Source organism: Chelativorans alearensis (assembly GCF_010993735.1).
Lineage (GTDB): Bacteria > Pseudomonadota > Alphaproteobacteria > Rhizobiales > Rhizobiaceae > Chelativorans > Chelativorans alearense.
Genome location: NZ_WQNI01000001.1, coordinates 203,868 through 219,733, shown reverse-complemented (window position 1 = coordinate 219,733; position 15,866 = coordinate 203,868). Strand labels below are relative to the sequence as shown.

Sequence of the window (15,866 nt, the reverse complement as noted above, 5' to 3'; positions counted from 1 at the left end):
CATGACACCGGTGTCATAGCAGAAACCGCGGCCCATATGCAAGGCAGTCGGTGCGTCGGGTTGCTGCTCCAGAACTGCGGATCCTCCTGCGTTCCCGGCCGCCGGAGCGCTCGGTCCATGCGAAGCGGCGCGTTCCGCTCTCACGCGACTGTGAACCGGGCATCATTGGTTTTGCGCCCCGCGCTGTGCATCATGCCATTCTCGCTATGTGCGGAAATCACCGATGATCCAGCCTGCCGGCCAAAATCACCGGTGACCATGAAGGGAGGCGATCCGATGAATTTCGACAGGATTTCGGCCTTTGCGCCGCAGTGGTTAAGCATCGTGAGGATCATGTCGGCGCTCCTGTTCCTCGAGCACGGAACCCAGAAGCTTTTCAATTTTCCCCCCGCGGCCGAGCCGATGCAACTGTCGGGGCTTTTCATGGTTCAGGGCCTGATCGAGGTGATCGGCGGCATACTTTTGGCGATCGGGTTCTTCACCCGGCCCGTCGCGTTCATACTGTCCGGTGACATGGCGGTCGCCTATTTCATGGCGCACGCACCGCAAAATTTCTATCCGGTTCTCAACCAGGGCGATGCGGCGATCCTCTTCAGCTTCATCTTCCTCTACTTCTTCTTCGCGGGAGGTGGAGCGTGGAGCGTCGATGCGGCCCGCCGCGGAAGCGGCTTCGCGGCGCCCTGAACGCACCCGGCTGGCCGCTTGATCGCGGTCGTGGCTCGTCAGCCGATCGCCGCGAACTTTTCCACCAGCTTGGTTGGGCCCGACACGATCAGAAGGTCGCCACGCTCGATCACGGTTTCAGGTGTCGCATAGGTGAAATCCGTCCGCGGCCGTTTGACGCCCACGACGGTCACGCCATACTTGCTTCTGACGCCGGACTCTTCGAGCGTCTTGCCGACAGCCTCGCGCGGGGCCCGCGTCTTGACGATGGCGAAGCCGTCGTCGAACTCGATGAAATCGATCATCTTGCCGGTGACGAGATGCGCCACCCGCTCGCCCATGGCGGCTTCGGGGTAGACGACATGATGTGCGCCGGTGCGCTCCAGGATGCGGCCATGCCGCGGGTTCACCGCCTTCGCCCAGATGTCCGAAACGCCCAGTTCGGAGAGTGCCAGCACAGTCAGAACGCTCGCCTCGATATCGCTGCCTATGCCGACAACGGCGCGGGCATAATCCTGTACACCGAGACGGCGCAGGGCATCCGCGTTGCTGCTGTCGGCCTCCACCACATGGGTCAGGCGGTCGGCCCAGGTCTGCACCAGCTCCGTATCCTCGTCGATGGCAAGAACGTCATGGCCGAGGTGGACGAGGGATTGCGCGACGGCACTGCCGAACCGGCCGAGACCGATGACGACGACGCCATTGTCATTGTGCGGGGTGTTCTTAGCCAACGATTGGGCGCTCCTCTGGATAACGGAAGGGAACGTAGCGCTCCTGCAGCGCGAGCGCGCTGGCGAGCGTGATGGTGCCGACCCGTCCGACGAACATCAGGGCGATGATCGTCAACTGTCCTGCTGCAGGGAGATCCCCGGTGATGCCGGTAGACAGGCCGACCGTCGCAAAAGCCGAGACGACTTCAAAAACGACATCATGCAAAGGAAAGCTGGTCACGCTGAGAAGAATGAGCACGCCCGCGCCGATGATCCCCGCCGCCAAAAGCACGATCGTCAGTGCCTGCCGCTGAACATGTGTGCCAATGCGGCGGTTGAAAGCCGTCGTATCGTTCTGCCCGCGAATTTCCGCCCACACCACGAAACCGAGCAGGAAGAAGGTGGTGACCTTGATGCCGCCGGCCGTGCCGGCGCTGCCGCCGCCGATCAGCATCAGCGCATAGGTCACGGTCAGCGTCTCGATCCGCATGCCGCCTACATCGATGCTGTTGAAGCCGGCCGTCCGGGTCATGACGGAATGGCTCGCGGCGTTGAGCAGCTTCTCGGGCCAGTCGAAGGCGCCGAGCGTCGCCGGATTGCTCCACTCATAGGCGGCGGTTGCAGTGAGGCCCAGAAGCAGCAGGAAGGCCGTGCCGAGAAGCGTGATCTTGGTGTGGATCGACCAGCGCGCGGGCTTCAGCATTTCCTTGCGCAGCTCAAAGAGTACCGGGAAGCCGAGACCGCCGATCACCACGGCGGCCATGATCGGCGCCAGCACCGCCGGATCGGCCGCAAAGCCGGAAAGACTGTCGGAATAGGTGGAGAACCCCGCATTGTTGAACGCTGAAACAGCCTGGAACAGGCCGTTCCAAAGCGCCTCGTCCCAGGGATTGTCGTAGGAATAGCGCAACCGCAGCGCAAGAAGGGCGGTCGTCAGCAGTTCGACCACGACCGTCACCAACAGGATGAGGCGAAGGATTCCGGTCACGTCGCCAAGCGTCAGGCTCTTCGTTTCCGCCTGGGCGACAAGACGGCTGGTCAGCTTGAGCCTTCGCGTGACCAGAAGCCCGAGCAGCGTTGCCCCGGTCATGATCCCGAAACCGCCCACCTGAAACAGAACAAGGATCACGCCTTGGCCGAAACCGGACCAGTAGGTCGGTGTGTCCTGGACGACGAGGCCGGTGACGCAGATCGCTGAAGTGGCGGTAAACAGCGCCGTCAGGAACGGCGCTCCCTCCGGGCCGGACCGGGAAACCGGCAGCATCAGCAGTGCCGTGCCGACAAGAATGGCGATGAGGAACGCCAGCGGCACCAGCCGGGCGGGACGCTGAATCGGATGCCGCAATGTAACCCTTGTCCTTCCGGAAACCCCTTGTCCTTCCATAAAAATGCAAAGACCGGACACGCCCCTGTTCGCCCTACAATACAGACGTGTACCTAGTCCAGCCCAGGAGGCCCTGGGATTGTGGGAAGAGTAGGATTTGCTGAGAAAGCCGCCCTTGGTTCGCCACACCACGAGGCGATCTGGCACGACGTACGGCGTGCCCTCAGCATCTTGTAGAAGCCAGAATCAGGTAACTGCCAAAACAGGCTATGCTCTGAACAGGTCGCGTTCAACGCCCGCCGCCTCGAACAGATAGTCGCGGCTGGCCTCGAGTTCGCGGCGAAGCTTCGGCAGATCGGCATCCAGCAACGCGCCGCGCCATTTGCGGATCTTGCCCGCCACCATCACCGTATCGACGTTGCTGCGCTCCATCAGCGTCACCACGGCACCGGGTACATGGTTCAACGGCGTGACGTTTACCGCAGTCGCATCGAGCAGGATGACGTCGGCCTCCTTTCCGGGGGTGAGGCTTCCGGTCTTCCCGTCAAGCTTCAGTCCCTTGGCGCCTTCAAGAGTGGCGAAGCGGATGACATCGCGCGAGGTGAGCAGCGCCGGAAGGTCCTCATCGCCGGCCAGGGCCGCATCGTTCACCAAGGCGCGCTGGAGCGTCAGCGCGGAGCGCATCTGCGTGAAGGGGTCGGCGGTCATCGTGCATTCCACGTCGGAGGACAGCGACGGCTGCATCCCGAGGCCGAGCGCCTTCTGGATCGGCGGCATGCCGTGGCGCATCGTCATCTCGATCGGCACGGAGAGCGAGACATGCGCGCCGGCATCGGCCGCCGTCTTCCATGCCAAGTCTGTCATGCCGGTCATGTGGATGAAGATGTTGTCGGGGCCGAACTGGCCGGCCCGCGCCAATTCGTCGAAGGTCGGGGCCATGCCGAAGGTGCCGACCACGTGCAGCGCGATCGGAATGCCAAGCTCGCGGCCGGTCTTCCAGGCATTCTCGTAGCCGGGAAGATAGATCTCTCCGCCCATGACCATGGTCAGCAGCTGATCGTCCGACGCGAAATATTCGGATTTGAGCCGGCGCGCGTCGTCCGGATATCTGGCCGCCTCGCCCCAGCCCTCGAAATAGCCGAAGACCGAGCGCCGTCCCGCGTCCTTGAGCGCCTGGACCACCGCATCGGAATGCTCCGGCGAATGATGGATCTGCGAAACGTCCATCACCGTCGTCACGCCCGCGTCGAGCTGCGCGATCGAGCCGAACAGCTCGTTGATGTAAACGTCCTCAGGCCGGTAGACCATCGAGAACGTCTGCAGGATGTGTTCATAGTAGTTGACCGCGCCATGCGGCTTTCCGTCATTGACCAGGATGCCGTCGGCGAGGAAGCTGCGCAGCGCCGTCTCGAACTGATGGTGATGGGTGTCGATGAAGCCCGGCATGACGATCATGCCCGCCGCGTCGATCAGCTCGGCTCCGCCCGCGTCGAGATTCGGGCCGACCGCCTCGATGGTCGTGCCCGCGACCAGCACATCGGCTGAAGCGAAGTCGCCCACGGCCGGGTCCATGCTCAGCACATGGCCGCCCTTGATCAGCAGCCGGCGACCGGGCTCGCCGGAGCCCTTGGGGAGAACTCCCACCCGCGTGGCGCCCTTCGCGCCGGACGAGGCAGCCGCGCCCTCTGCCATGATCGACGCATGCAATCGGGCGGCGGGGTCACGACCCAAGCCGAAAGAAGCTGCTTCATCGCACAATCTGCACATCGAACCCTCCCCGGACGGCGGCATCCGCCACCAGCAGACCAAGACGCCCGCCTCGCGACTGCCAGGCATTTGTTTTTTCGTTATGCGAAAACTTTTTCGTATTAAGAATGTTAGAACCGGTACATGATGCATGTCAACCGAGACGCTCTTGCTTCGGAAAATGCGCAGGGCCCAACGACCGCGCTCGGTTATTCCCGGTTCTGCAGATGAGGTGTGATCCAGCGGCCTTTATGTTGATCGCCGGTGGGTGGCGCGCCGATGTTCGGGCCCGCTTCGCCGGAGCTTCAGCGAGGCGAGAATGGAATGATTTCAGCCGCGGACCATCGAAGGAGTGCCATAGGGCAAAACGCCCACAGAACACGTCAACCTCCGGGCGTTATCCGCTGGCCACCCGCATCACGTCATCGCGTTCCGATGATCGATTCCAGCACCGGATAGCGCGACAGGGTCTGTGCGATGCGCCCGGCGGATACCCTGAGTTCCCGCAGCCGGTTCTCGACCAGGTCCTCGGCCGTCACCAGCCCGGAATAGCCGGAAGAGTTGAGCGCCGCGATGGTGCGGCCCGACGCGCCCCTGATCGGCACGGCAAGCGCGGTGATCCCGTAGTCCAGCTGGTCCACGGTGGTGGCAAAGTTCTTTTCCCGGACCTCTTCGATAACCTTCTTCAGCGCCGCCTTGTCGACCACCGTCTTGGCCGTTAGCGGCACCGGCTCGACCTCGCGGAGGTAGCGGTCGAAGTCGGCGTCGGGCAATCCGGCAAGAAGCACGCGGCCGAGCGATGTCGCGTGCGCCGGGTATCTGGCGCCGACCACGGCGGTGGGCCGGCGTGCCCGCTGCTCCGAATAATGTGCGATGTAGAGGACGTCGTGGCCTTCGAGGGTGCCGACCGAGGAGGCGTCGCCGAAGGTGCCGACGAGCCGGCGCAGCTCCGGCTGCAGAACCTCGTCCACCCGCGCCGAGAAATAGAAGGCCGAGCCGAGGCTCATGACCTTCGGGCGCAGGTGAAAACGCTTGTTCGTCTGCCCGACATAGCCGAGGGCGTGGAGCGTGATGAGGCTGCGCCGCGCCGCCGCGGGGCTCAAGCCCACGCGCCGCGCGACATCGCTCAACGTCATTTCAGGATGTTCCGAATCGAAGCTCTCGAGGATCGACAGGCCCTTGGCGAGCGCTTCCACGAATTCGGCCGGCCGGGATTCCTCTTCGGCTGGCCGCGCCTCCCCCTCCTCATTGTCGTTGAGCATTGCGATTGCCTCTCACTCCCCCGGCGCCAGCACGAAATCGAATTCCAGCATCGCATCCGGCCTGCGCTCCAGCGCCAGGTTCCCCGCCTTCTCCGCCTTATACGGCTCCACCTTGGCGATCAACGACCTGCGAACGCCGAACACCGCGTCGTTGTCGACATATTCGGTGTTCTCGAAGAACACCTCGGTGACGATGCCGCGCATCCCCTCGGCGCGGATCATGTAGTGCAGGTGCGCCGCCCGCCAGGCATGTCTGTTTCCGGCGCGCAGCAATTCGCCGACGGGTCCGTCATAGGGAACCGTATAGGGCTTCGGTAGAACGGTCGTATAGTAGTAACGGCCGTTTTCGTCGGCCTCGAAGATGCCGCGCAGGTCGTATTTGTCCTGCCCCTCCTCCTGGATGGGATAGGTGCCCGAGCCGTCGGCCTGCCAGGTGTCCACGACCGCTCCGGGAAGGGGGTGCCCCAGTGTATCCCGCACCACCCCGTGGCAAAGCACGGAGACACCCTCGCGCGGTCCGGCCAGATCGGTGCCGAGCGGCTTCCTCGGCGCATTGTCGAGATAGAAGGGGCCGAGGTTGCTGCCTTCCGTGGCGCCTCCCCGCGTGTTGATCATGTCGACGAGAGCCGAGAAGCCGAGCACGTCCGACAGCAGGATGAATTCGTGGCGCTCCGGCGTCGAGATCTTCCCGCAGTCGTAAAGGAAATTCAGCGTCCGCATCCATTCCTCATGGGTGAGGTTGGTCTCGCGCGTATAGTCGTGCAGGTGCTCGAGAAGCTTTTCGAGCAGGAACTTGAGCCTCGACCCTTCCTCCGTCCGGAAGCTCTTCTTCACCTCTTCCGTGATCGTGAACTGGTTGATGTCGCGCATCGCCTTCTCCTCCCGTCTGTGAATAGCAAATCGATGCCCCCGAACGCCATGCCGGGGCCAACCGGCTTGACAGGAAAGTAAAACGCGCCGTACTTTCCGACAAGAGAAAAAAACTTCTCTGTGCGAAAAATTGGAGGCTGAATGCGCATCGGCAAACAGGATGGCGCCTTCACGGCGATTGCCACATCCGACGCGGACACCATCACCGTGCGCGGGCATGATCTTTGTGCCGAACTCATCGGGAAAATCGACTTCACCGACTATTTCTGGCTGCTGGTCACCGGAACGCGTCCGAACGACGCGCAGCGCGCCATTACCAATGCCTGCATGGTGGCGATTGCCGAGCACGGGCTGGTGCCGAGCGTGCAGGCCTCGCGCATGACCCTGGCCGCCGCACCCGAAGCGTGGCAGGGCGCGATGGCGGCCGGCCTGCTGGGCATGGGCTCGGTCGTTGCCGGCAGCTCGGAAGTGGCCGGACGCTACATCGCCGAGGTCCTGGAGGAAAGCCGCAAGCCGGGGGCCGACCTCCATTCGGCCGCCCACACAAGCCTGGAAGCATTGAAAGCGAGACGCGCCAAGGTGCCGGGCCTCGGCCATCCACAGCACAGCGCGGGCGATCCGCGCGCGAATACCCTTCTGGCCCTGGCCGATGAACTTGGCGTCTCCGGAGATCACATCGCCTGCCTCCGCGCCATTGCCGAACATGCCCCGGCCATCATGAATCGTCCGCTGCCGATCAACGTCTCAGGTGCGATCCCGGCCCTGATACTCGATGCCGGCTGGCCGCTCGAAGCCATGAAGGGCATACCGCTGCTCGCCCGGGCGGCCGGTCTCGTGGCTCACCTTTATGAGGAGTCGCAGCGCTCCATCGGCTTCATCATGTCCCACCACGCGGACCTTTCCATCGAATATGACGGACCGCCGGCGGCGTCCGGCGACAAGAACCATTCCGCCTGAGGGGAACCCGGATGACGAAGATACTCAGAGACATTCGGGTCGTGGAGATGGGGACCTACATCACCGGCCCGGCGGCGGGAATGCATCTGGCCGACCTCGGCGCGGACGTGATCAAGGTGGAACGCCCGGACGCCGGCGATCCCTTCCGCGCCTTCAAGGGCGGGCTCTATTCGCCGCATTTCCAGACCTATAACCGGAACAAGCGATCCATCGCGCTCGACACCCGCCAGGCGGAAGACCAAGCGGTCTTCCACGACCTGATCGGAACCGCCGACATCTTCATCCAGAACTTCCGCCCCGGCGTCGCGGAACGGCTGGGCGCGGGTGCGGAGGAATTGCAGCGGATCAACCCGCGCCTTGTCTATTGCGCCATCACCGGGTTCGGCCAGACCGGACCTTCGCGCGACCGGCCCGCTTACGACACGGTCGCGCAGGCCGCCAGCGCCTATCTGCGGCTTCTCACGCCCCCCGCCAATCCGAGAGTGATCGGACCGGCCATCGCCGATGCCGTGACCGGCCACTACGCCGCGCTCGGCATCGTCGCCGCTCTGCTGGAGCGCTTCAAGACCGGAAAGGGCCGGCGCCTCGACATCTCGATGCTCGAGGCGATGTGCCATTTCAACCTCGACAGCTTCACCCACTATTTCAGTGTCGGCGAAGTGATGGGGCCGCTGAGCCGCCCCAAGGTATCCCAGTCCTACACCTTCGCCTGTTCCGACGGGAAGTGGATCGCGATCCATCTCTCCTCGCCCCAGAAGTTCTGGGAGGGTCTCGTCGCCTCGGTCGGAAAACCCGAACTGCTTTCGGACGAGAGGTTTGCGGAACGGCTCAACCGCATCGAGCACCAGCAGGAACTGATCGATATCCTTACGCCGGTCTTCGCCACCCGAAACCGGGAGGAATGGGGCGAGATTCTGCTGAAGAACGAAGTTCCGCATTCGCCGGCCTACGATTCGAACGAGGCGCTGGAAGACCCGCAGGCCAGGCATCTGCATATCGCGGTGGAGGCACAGCACCCGGAAATGGGCGCCTTCAAGACCGTGCGCGCGCCCTACAGCTTCGACGGGGAGCCCGACCTGGACATCCTGCCGCCACCCACGCTCGACGAGCACGGCGAGGAAATCCGGGCCGAGATCGCGCAGCGGAAAGCCGGCTAAGGCATAGCAACTGGGAGGAACGACGATGGCGATACCCGTCAAGGACGTGATGCAGGCCAGCAGCGCGATGCTGCAGAAGCAGCTCTACGCGATCTTCACCACGCCGGTTGGCGGGATCGAGCCGATCCTGGCGAACCTAAAAGAGCACCTCGCCTTCCAGGCCTCGCTGGAGAAGGAGGGGATCCTCTATGCGGCCGGCCCCATGTGGTCCGACGACGAAAAGAGCTGGGAAGGCGACGGGCTCGTGGTCGTGCGTGCCGCCTCCCGTGAGGAAGCCATCGCCATCGCCGAACGCGACCCCATGCATGTGCGCGGTGCGCGCACGTTCACGGTGCGCCCGTGGATGATCAACGAAGGAACGATGACGATCCGGCTCGACAGTTCGAGCCAGACCTTCTCGATTCTTTAGCTCTACAGTTACGATATACCGCCGTGCCCCTTCGCGCCCCCCTCTGTCCTGCCGGACATCTCCCCCGCATGGGGGGAGATTATCCCTTCATCGACGTTTCGCCTCTTCTGCAGCGTTGGAGGATTGGCGAAGGCGACGATGACAGCAAATCTCCCCCCATGCGGGGGAGATGTCCGGCAGGACAGAGGGGGGCGCGAAGGGGTGCCGACTATCTCGATTCCCAATATACAACTGTAATGTTAGAGCACGATCCCGAAAAGTGGGTGCCGGTTTTCGGAAAAGATCATGCTAAAACAAATAGATAGATGACGATGCAACGAAGCGTCATCGCGATCCAGGTTCAAAGGGAGGAAGAAACAATGAAGAAGCTAACCGGACTACTGCTCGCGGGCGCGATCGCCTTACCGACCTCGGTCATGGCGCAAGAGACGATCGATCTCACCGTGGCGTCGAGCCACCCGCTCGTCATCCCGTGGGTGGGCATGATCAAGTCGGAGTTCATGACCGAAACGGACCGCATTCTGGCCGAAACCGGCAATTACAAGATCGAATGGCAGGAAGCCTTCGGCGGCACGCTCTATAAAGCGAATGCCACGCTGACCTCGGTCGAAGAGGGCGTGACCGACATCGGCTGGGTGTTCTCCTTCCTCGAAGGTGCAAAGCTGCCGCTCAGTCAGGCTTCGACCTACGCGCCTTTCGCCACCGCCAATCCGCCCGTGCAGCTCGATGTGATGTGGGAGCTTCTGGAAAACAACGAAGCGTTCCGCAACGAATGGGAACAGTACAATCTGAAGGTGCTCGGCCTCACCAGTACCGACAGCTATGACGTATACACGAAGGCGCCGATCACCGGCCTTGCCGATCTTAGCGGCATGAAGCTGTCGGCGCCGGGCGTGCTCGGCGCGTGGCTGCAGGGCACCGGTGCCAATGCCGTCGATGGATCGCTGACGACGTTCTACACCGACATCCAGACGGGCGTTTCCGACGGCGTGCTGTCGCTGGCGCTCGGCGTTTTGCCGGCAAAGCTCTTCGAGGTTGCACCTTATATCACGCGGGTCGATATCGGCGTCGCCTTCTCCGGCGCGCTGGCCATCAACCGCGATTCCTGGGATGGCCTGCCCGAAGAGGTGCAGAATGCCATGATCGCCGCGGGCAAGGTCTACACCGAGGCCCACGGCAAGGACGTGCTGGAGCGCCACGATGCCGCGCTGCAGAAGATGCTGGAGGTCGGCGCCAGCCAGAACCCGCCGGTCACCATGACAGAGATGTCGCAGGAGGATCGCGCGGCCTGGGTGGACGGCATGCCGAACATCGCCGCCGACTGGGCGGCCGACGTTGCAGCCCGCGGCCTGCCCGCGCGCGAGTTCCTCGCCGCCTACATGGACGGTCTTCGCGCCCGGGGCGAGGAGCCGGTCCGCGACTGGGACAAGGAATAAGGGCCGGCTGACGGGGCAGCAGGGATATGAGCCTTCGCTCGCAAGACAGCGGCACCGCCGAAGGGCGGCGCCGGCTGTTGAGCGCACAGCGCCTCTGGTCGCGTGCTGTCGACGGCTTGGCGGCGCTGGGCACGATCATGATCTTGCTCCTTATGGTGATGATTGGCAGCGACGTCTTCGCGCGCAACATCACGGGCGGATCGCTTCCGCTGATTTCCGAGCTCGGCGCGCTCACGCTGGTGATGATCGTCTATCTCCAGCTTGGAACGACGATCCGCAACAACCGCCTCGCGCGAACCGACTTCTTCCTCGATGCGCTTGAGGGGTGGAAGCCGCGCGCGGCCGCTCTTGTTTCGGGTCTCTGGGACCTGTTCGGCATCGCGGTGTGCGCGGGCATCGCCTGGTCCACATACGGAATTCTCCTGGGCGATATCGAACACCACGAATTCATAGGTGTGACCGCCGGAGTCACGCTGCCGACCTGGCCCTTTCGCGCGCTGATACTCGTCGGCAGCGCTGTCGCGGCGGCCCAGTTCGTCGTCCAGGCCGTTCGTTCCCTGATGAAGGCCGTCGGCGCCGGGAAGCACACGTCATGACCGGCATCGAAATCGGCGCCGCCTGCATCGCAATCCTGGTCATCCTCATCGCGCTCGGCATGCCGATCGGGGTCGGGATGGTTGTCGTATCGTTCGCGGGCGTTTTCTTCATTCGCAACGAGACCGTGGCAATGCGGATGATCGGTTCCGTCGCCAACGACAGCCTCGAGGAATATCTGTTCGCGGTGGTGCCGCTGTTCGTGCTGATGGGGCTGCTCGTCACCATCTCGGGTGTCGGCAAGGACACGTTCGACCTGTTCGAACGACTGCTCAGCCGTGTGCGGGCGGGGCTCGGTATCGCCACCGTGTTCGCCAACGCCGTCTTCGCCTCGATAACCGGCATCTCGATCGCTTCCGCCTCGGTGTTTTCGCGCGTGGCGGTTCCGGAGATGAGGCGCCACGGCTACAGCCGGCGGTTCTCGACGGGCGTCGTCGCCGGCAGTTCCGTGCTCGGCATGCTCATCCCCCCTTCCCTGCTGATGATCATCTACGCCGTGCTTGCCGAGGAATCGGTGGGGCGCATGTTCCTGGCCGGCGTCGGCCCCGGCATTCTGCTGGCGCTGCTCTTCTCGGCGACGATCCTCATCCTGGCGACCTGGCGGAAGTCGTCGGTGTTCGAGCGCGAGAGCGGCGATGTCGAGATGGAGCCCGAGGCGGTGCTCGCAACAGTGGCGAAGGCAATACCCATCGTCGCGCTTGTGACGCTGGTTCTCGGCGGGCTCTATGGCGGCTTTTTCAATCCGACGGAAGCCGGCGCTGTCGGGGCGCTCGGTGCCCTCGTGATCGCTCTTGTCAGGCGTTCGCTCAATCCTTCCAAGCTTTGGGGCCTTCTGGTCGAGACAGGCCAGGTGACGGTGTCGGTTTTGTTCCTGATCATGGCGGCGACCTTCTTCAGCCGCATGCTCGCCATGTCGGGTCTGCCGAATGCACTCGCCCAGGGGCTGCTTGCGGGAGGCATCGGTCCCTATGGCTTCCTGCTGATCTTCCTCGTCCTCGTCATCGTCATGGGCTTCCTGATCGATTCCATCTCGATCATGCTGATCCTGCTGCCGATCGCCTTGCCCGTCGCGCGCGAAGCCGGATTCGACCTCATCTGGTTCGGTGTCCTGACCGTGGTGGCGGTGGAGATCGGCCTGCTCACGCCGCCGTTCGGGCTGTCGGTCTACACGATCAAATCCGCTCTAAACGACAACACCCTGCGGGTGGGCGAGATCTTCCGAGGCGCCCTCCCCTTCGTTGCGGCGATGATTGTGGGACTGGCGATCCTGATCGCGTTCCCTGAAATCGCAGTTTGGCTAGCAAGGCTTTAGACAATGACGACACTTTTGTGCATTTCCGGCAGTCTCAGGGCCGCCTCCACCTCACGCGCCGTGGTCTCCACTCTCTGCGCGCGGCTGGAGGGCCAGGTTTCGACCATGCGCTTCGACATCGGCAGCCTGCCCCACTACAACGCGGATCTGCCCAGCCCCGAGACGGTGGACGCCTTCAAGGAGGCGATCGAGACGGCCGACGGACTGGTCATCGTGACGCCGGAGTACAACTACGGCATCCCCGGCGTCCTCAAGAACGCGATCGACTGGGCCTCCCGCCCGGCCTATGCCTCGGTGCTCAAGGACAAGCCCGTTTTCGTGGCTTCCGTCTCCGGCGGCGCGCTGGGCGGCGTACGCGCGCAAGCCCATCTCAAATACGTGCTGAACGGAACGCTGGCGCGTGTCTTCACGTGGCAGGAAGTGGTCGTTCCCCACGCGGCAGCGAAGGTGGAGAACGGGTTCCTGGTCGACGAGGCGACCGAGGCCTTCTTGCTTGAGGGCGCAAAGGCATTCATCCGCTCCCTTGAGCGGTGAGCCGGTGAACGAAGCCGTTCCTCAAGGCCCGGCTCACCTTACTGTCCTTGTATGCTTGAACCGTACATCGACACCGGCGCTGATCTCCCTGGCTGCCGATTTCAGGCTGGGCAGATGCTGGGCAACGAAAGCTTGTTCCGACATCGCGCTGCTCACCCAGGCAAGGTTGATCGCGCCCACGGGCCTGGCATCGAGGAACACCGGCACGGCGATGGCGCTGACGCGCGCTTCCCGCGGCTGGGTTATGAAATAGCCGGGCTCGCGGACGGCGTAGCCGCGGGCGCGCACGTCCGACACCAGCGCCGCGACCTTCTCCCGGTCCCGGGCCAGACGGTTGTGAAGGTCCCTCGATCTTAAAAGACGGGCGAGCACCTCCTCGCGCCTGTCCTCGTCGCTCCAGGCAAGGAAGGCGCGGCCCATCGCCGACTGCAGCACGTGAATCTCGTGGTCCAGCACATCGCGGTTGAGAAGGAACGGGGAAATGCGCCGCGAGGTCTCCTGCACGCGGATCGCGCCGTCCTCGTAGACGCCGACATCCGAAGGCCACAGGACCTTGTGGCATAGCTTGTCGAGCACGGGGCCCGCCACCTCGGCCAGAACCGCCTTCCACCCGGTCTCCGGCGGTCGCGTCGGCCGGAAATTGTGATGGTAGAGCTGGTCGGCGATGCCCCGCCGCACATATCCCTCCCGCTCCAGCGTCGCCAGGATGCGCAGGAGCGTCGCTTTCGCGAGCCCCGTGCGGGCCGCGAGATCATGCAGCGTCGCGCCGCCCGTCTCCAGGTGGCGCAGCACGTCGAGCCCGCGTGACAGCGCGCGGATGGTCTTGACGGTCGGCATCAATGCAATGCTAGCGAAGATTTCACCAGGTGAAAAGCATGCGCGCGCGGCGTTCCCGTTCGCGCCGGGTTGCTTCATTGTCTTCCCGTCGCGCGCCAAACGGGAGGAGATGGAGCGTGTCGGACCTCACCGCTGCCGGTCGAACGCTCGCGCGCCTGTCGGCGCCGCTTGCCATCGCCTTAAGCCTGCTCGGCCTCTACATCGCCGGCTTCGGCTTCCTGAACGAGACGATGCTGCGCGTCGGCACCTACGCGCTGGCCGCGCTCATCCTTGTCCTGCATACGATGGGCGAGGGAGAAGGCCGGCTCGGGCGGGCCCGCTTCCTGGTCGATCTCCTGCTGCTTGTGGGACTGGCGCTCTCCGTCTGGCGCTATCTGCAGATCGGCAAGGCCCTGGAGATCGGCCTTTATTCGTTCTCCGCGAGCGATGTTGCGATCGGCGTTACCGGCCTTGCCGTGCTCATCGAACTGACGCGCCGCAGCTTCGGCCTGCCGCTTGTGCTCGTCTGCCTCGCCGCGCTCGGCTACGGCGTCTTCGGCGACCGCCTGCCGTGGATATTCGAGCATGGCGGGTTCGTCCTCAGGCAGATCCTGCAGGTGGTCTGGTACTCCTTCGACGGCGTTTTCGGCCGGCCCCTTTCGGTCGTCGTCACGCTGATCCTCGCCTTCATCGTCTTCGGCGTCGTTCTCGAAGGGATCGGCGCCGGGCCGGTGCTGATCCGCTTCGCCTTCGCGCTCACCGGCCGCTCACGCGGCGGCCCGGCGCATGCGGCGGTCGCGGCGAGTTGCGTCTTCGGAACCATGTCTGGCTCCGTCGCCGGCAATGTCGTCGGCACGGGCGTGATGACGATCCCGATGATCAAGGAGCGCGGCTTTTCCGCGCGCTATGCCGGCGGCATCGAGGCGGCGGCGTCCTCGGGCGGCCAGTTCATGCCGCCGATCATGGGCGCCGTCGCCTTCATCATGTCCGATGTCACGGGGATCCCTTACCTGACGATCTGCATCGGTGCCCTGCTGCCCGCGCTCTTCTACTACGGATCGCTGTTCGCATCCGTGCAGATCGAGGCCGTCAAGCGCGGCATCGGCCCCATTCCTGCCGGCGAGCGTGTCGAACTGACGCGCCGGGACTGGGTCATGTCCCTCTGCTTCGCCATCCCGCTCGCCATCGTCATCGCGCTGTTGATCGGCGGCCGCTCGCCGGCCTTCGCCGGGTTCGTGGCGGTCATCGCGGCGGTCCTCTTGGGGTTCACGCTCAATCCCGAGCTGCGCCGGCAGCCCGGCCGCCTCCTCGACGCGCTGCATCAGGCGGGGCTGGCGGCGGCCCAGATCATCATCGCCGTTGGCGCCATCGGCATCGTCATCGGCATCATGAACATGACCGGCCTCGGCCTGCGCTTCGCCAACATCATCCTCGGCATCGCCGGCGATTCGCTGTTCCTCGCCCTTGTCATGATGATGCTCAGCTCGCTCGTGCTCGGCATGGGCATGCCGACCGTGCCCGCCTATCTCGTCGTCGTCATCGTCATGGGGCCGGCCATCGAAGCGATGGGCGTTCCGACCCTCATCGCGCATCTCTTCGTCGTCTATTTCGGCGTTCTCTCCGCCATCACGCCGCCCGTCGCCATCGCCGCCTTCGCGGCCGCCCCGATCGCCCGGGCCAACCCGATGGGCATCGGCGTCGACGCCTGCAGGGTCGCCCTGATCGGCTTCATCATCCCCTTCGTGCTCGTCTACAACCCGTCGCTCTCGCTGGTGATCGACTTCAGCTTCACCGGGCTTTTATGGATCTGCCTTCGCCTCGCCCTTGCTATCTGGCTCCTTGCGACCGGGCTCGCCGGCTATGCCAGCGGGCGGCTGACCTGGGTTTCAAGGGTGCTTCGATGCTGCGTGGGGCTGGCAGTGCTGCTGCCCGCGTTCTGGGTCGAACTCACCGGCTTCGCCGCCGCAACGCTCTTCGTCGTCAACGACGCCACACCGTATGGAGCCTCCATCGCCGGCTGGCTGCGCGGGAAGACCGGGCAACTGGAGCCGGGCGCGGAGGGCAAATGATCTGGCT

16 protein-coding genes are annotated in these 15,866 nt (G+C 64.0%); 9 read left to right on the top strand and 7 right to left on the bottom strand.

What is annotated here, in order from left to right:
- Positions 1-140: 140 nt before the first annotated feature.
- Positions 141-335 carry a hypothetical protein gene (locus GPJ75_RS01000; RefSeq protein ID WP_163263811.1) on the bottom strand — a complete coding sequence of 65 codons (195 nt, stop codon included), beginning with the start codon at positions 333-335 and terminating at the stop codon, positions 141-143.
- On the opposite strand from GPJ75_RS01000, the gene GPJ75_RS00995 reads away from it, so the two are divergent.
- Positions 334-684, top strand: coding sequence for a DoxX family protein (locus tag GPJ75_RS00995; RefSeq protein ID WP_246248858.1), 351 nt, complete (start codon positions 334-336; stop codon positions 682-684). The genes GPJ75_RS01000 and GPJ75_RS00995 overlap by 2 nt on opposite strands.
- A 38-nt stretch (positions 685-722) precedes the next feature.
- Here the strand turns inward: GPJ75_RS00995 and GPJ75_RS00990 are convergent, their stop codons facing one another.
- The 5 genes from GPJ75_RS00990 to GPJ75_RS00970 all read right to left on the bottom strand — a co-directional run bounded on the left by GPJ75_RS00990 (position 723) and on the right by GPJ75_RS00970 (position 6,575).
- Positions 723-1,394 (bottom strand): potassium channel family protein, encoded by a 672-nt coding sequence (locus GPJ75_RS00990; RefSeq protein ID WP_163264187.1) that lies wholly within the window; start codon positions 1,392-1,394, stop codon positions 723-725.
- On the bottom strand, positions 1,387-2,718 hold the full coding sequence (locus GPJ75_RS00985) for a TrkH family potassium uptake protein (protein WP_205602434.1): 1,332 nt from the start codon (positions 2,716-2,718) through the stop codon (positions 1,387-1,389). The genes GPJ75_RS00990 and GPJ75_RS00985 overlap by 8 nt, the downstream gene beginning before the upstream one ends.
- Positions 2,719-2,964: 246 nt before the next feature.
- Positions 2,965-4,389, bottom strand: a complete 1,425-nt coding sequence (locus GPJ75_RS00980; RefSeq protein ID WP_163264183.1) for an amidohydrolase family protein — start codon at positions 4,387-4,389, stop codon at positions 2,965-2,967.
- Positions 4,390-4,865: 476 nt separating this feature from the next.
- The gene (locus GPJ75_RS00975; RefSeq protein ID WP_163264181.1) at positions 4,866-5,705 is read right to left on the bottom strand and encodes an IclR family transcriptional regulator domain-containing protein; all 840 of its coding nucleotides are present in this window, start codon (positions 5,703-5,705) and stop codon (positions 4,866-4,868) included.
- A gap of 12 nt (positions 5,706-5,717) precedes the next feature.
- Complete coding sequence (locus GPJ75_RS00970; RefSeq protein ID WP_163264179.1) at positions 5,718-6,575, bottom strand: dioxygenase family protein; 858 nt, start codon at positions 6,573-6,575, stop codon at positions 5,718-5,720.
- 141 nt (positions 6,576-6,716) lie between these two features.
- Between GPJ75_RS00970 and GPJ75_RS00965 the strand changes: the two genes are divergently transcribed.
- From GPJ75_RS00965 to GPJ75_RS00935, 7 genes are all read left to right on the top strand, one after another.
- Positions 6,717-7,532, top strand: coding sequence for a citryl-CoA lyase (locus tag GPJ75_RS00965; RefSeq protein ID WP_163264177.1), 816 nt, complete (start codon positions 6,717-6,719; stop codon positions 7,530-7,532).
- An 11-nt stretch (positions 7,533-7,543) separates the two neighbouring features.
- Positions 7,544-8,689, top strand: coding sequence for a CaiB/BaiF CoA transferase family protein (locus GPJ75_RS00960; protein ID WP_163264175.1), 1,146 nt, complete (start codon positions 7,544-7,546; stop codon positions 8,687-8,689).
- Between the two features lie 25 nt (positions 8,690-8,714).
- Positions 8,715-9,098, top strand: a complete 384-nt coding sequence (locus GPJ75_RS00955) for a YciI family protein (RefSeq protein WP_246248857.1) — start codon at positions 8,715-8,717, stop codon at positions 9,096-9,098.
- Positions 9,099-9,457: 359 nt separating this feature from the next.
- The gene (locus tag GPJ75_RS00950; protein WP_163264173.1) at positions 9,458-10,534 is read left to right on the top strand and encodes a C4-dicarboxylate TRAP transporter substrate-binding protein; all 1,077 of its coding nucleotides are present in this window, start codon (positions 9,458-9,460) and stop codon (positions 10,532-10,534) included.
- A 26-nt stretch (positions 10,535-10,560) separates the two neighbouring features.
- A complete protein-coding gene (locus GPJ75_RS00945) occupies positions 10,561-11,130 on the top strand; it encodes a TRAP transporter small permease subunit (protein ID WP_163264171.1) in 570 nt (189 codons plus the stop codon).
- Positions 11,127-12,440 carry a TRAP transporter large permease gene (locus GPJ75_RS00940; protein WP_163264169.1) on the top strand — a complete coding sequence of 438 codons (1,314 nt, stop codon included), beginning with the start codon at positions 11,127-11,129 and terminating at the stop codon, positions 12,438-12,440. Before GPJ75_RS00945 ends, GPJ75_RS00940 begins: the two co-directional genes overlap by 4 nt.
- A gap of 3 nt (positions 12,441-12,443) precedes the next feature.
- Entirely contained in the window at positions 12,444-12,974 is a 531-nt protein-coding gene (locus GPJ75_RS00935; RefSeq protein ID WP_163264167.1) for an NADPH-dependent FMN reductase, read from the top strand.
- A 33-nt stretch (positions 12,975-13,007) separates the two neighbouring features.
- Here GPJ75_RS00935 and GPJ75_RS00930 read toward each other — a convergent pair whose 3' ends face one another.
- Positions 13,008-13,811: a helix-turn-helix domain-containing protein gene (locus tag GPJ75_RS00930; RefSeq protein ID WP_163264165.1), complete on the bottom strand. Its 804-nt coding sequence runs from the start codon at positions 13,809-13,811 to the stop codon at positions 13,008-13,010.
- 116 nt (positions 13,812-13,927) lie between these two features.
- Here GPJ75_RS00930 and GPJ75_RS00925 point away from each other — a divergent pair, with 116 nt between their 5' ends.
- On the top strand, positions 13,928-15,859 hold the full coding sequence (locus tag GPJ75_RS00925; RefSeq protein WP_205602433.1) for a TRAP transporter permease: 1,932 nt from the start codon (positions 13,928-13,930) through the stop codon (positions 15,857-15,859).
- Positions 15,860-15,866: the final 7 nt, after the last annotated feature.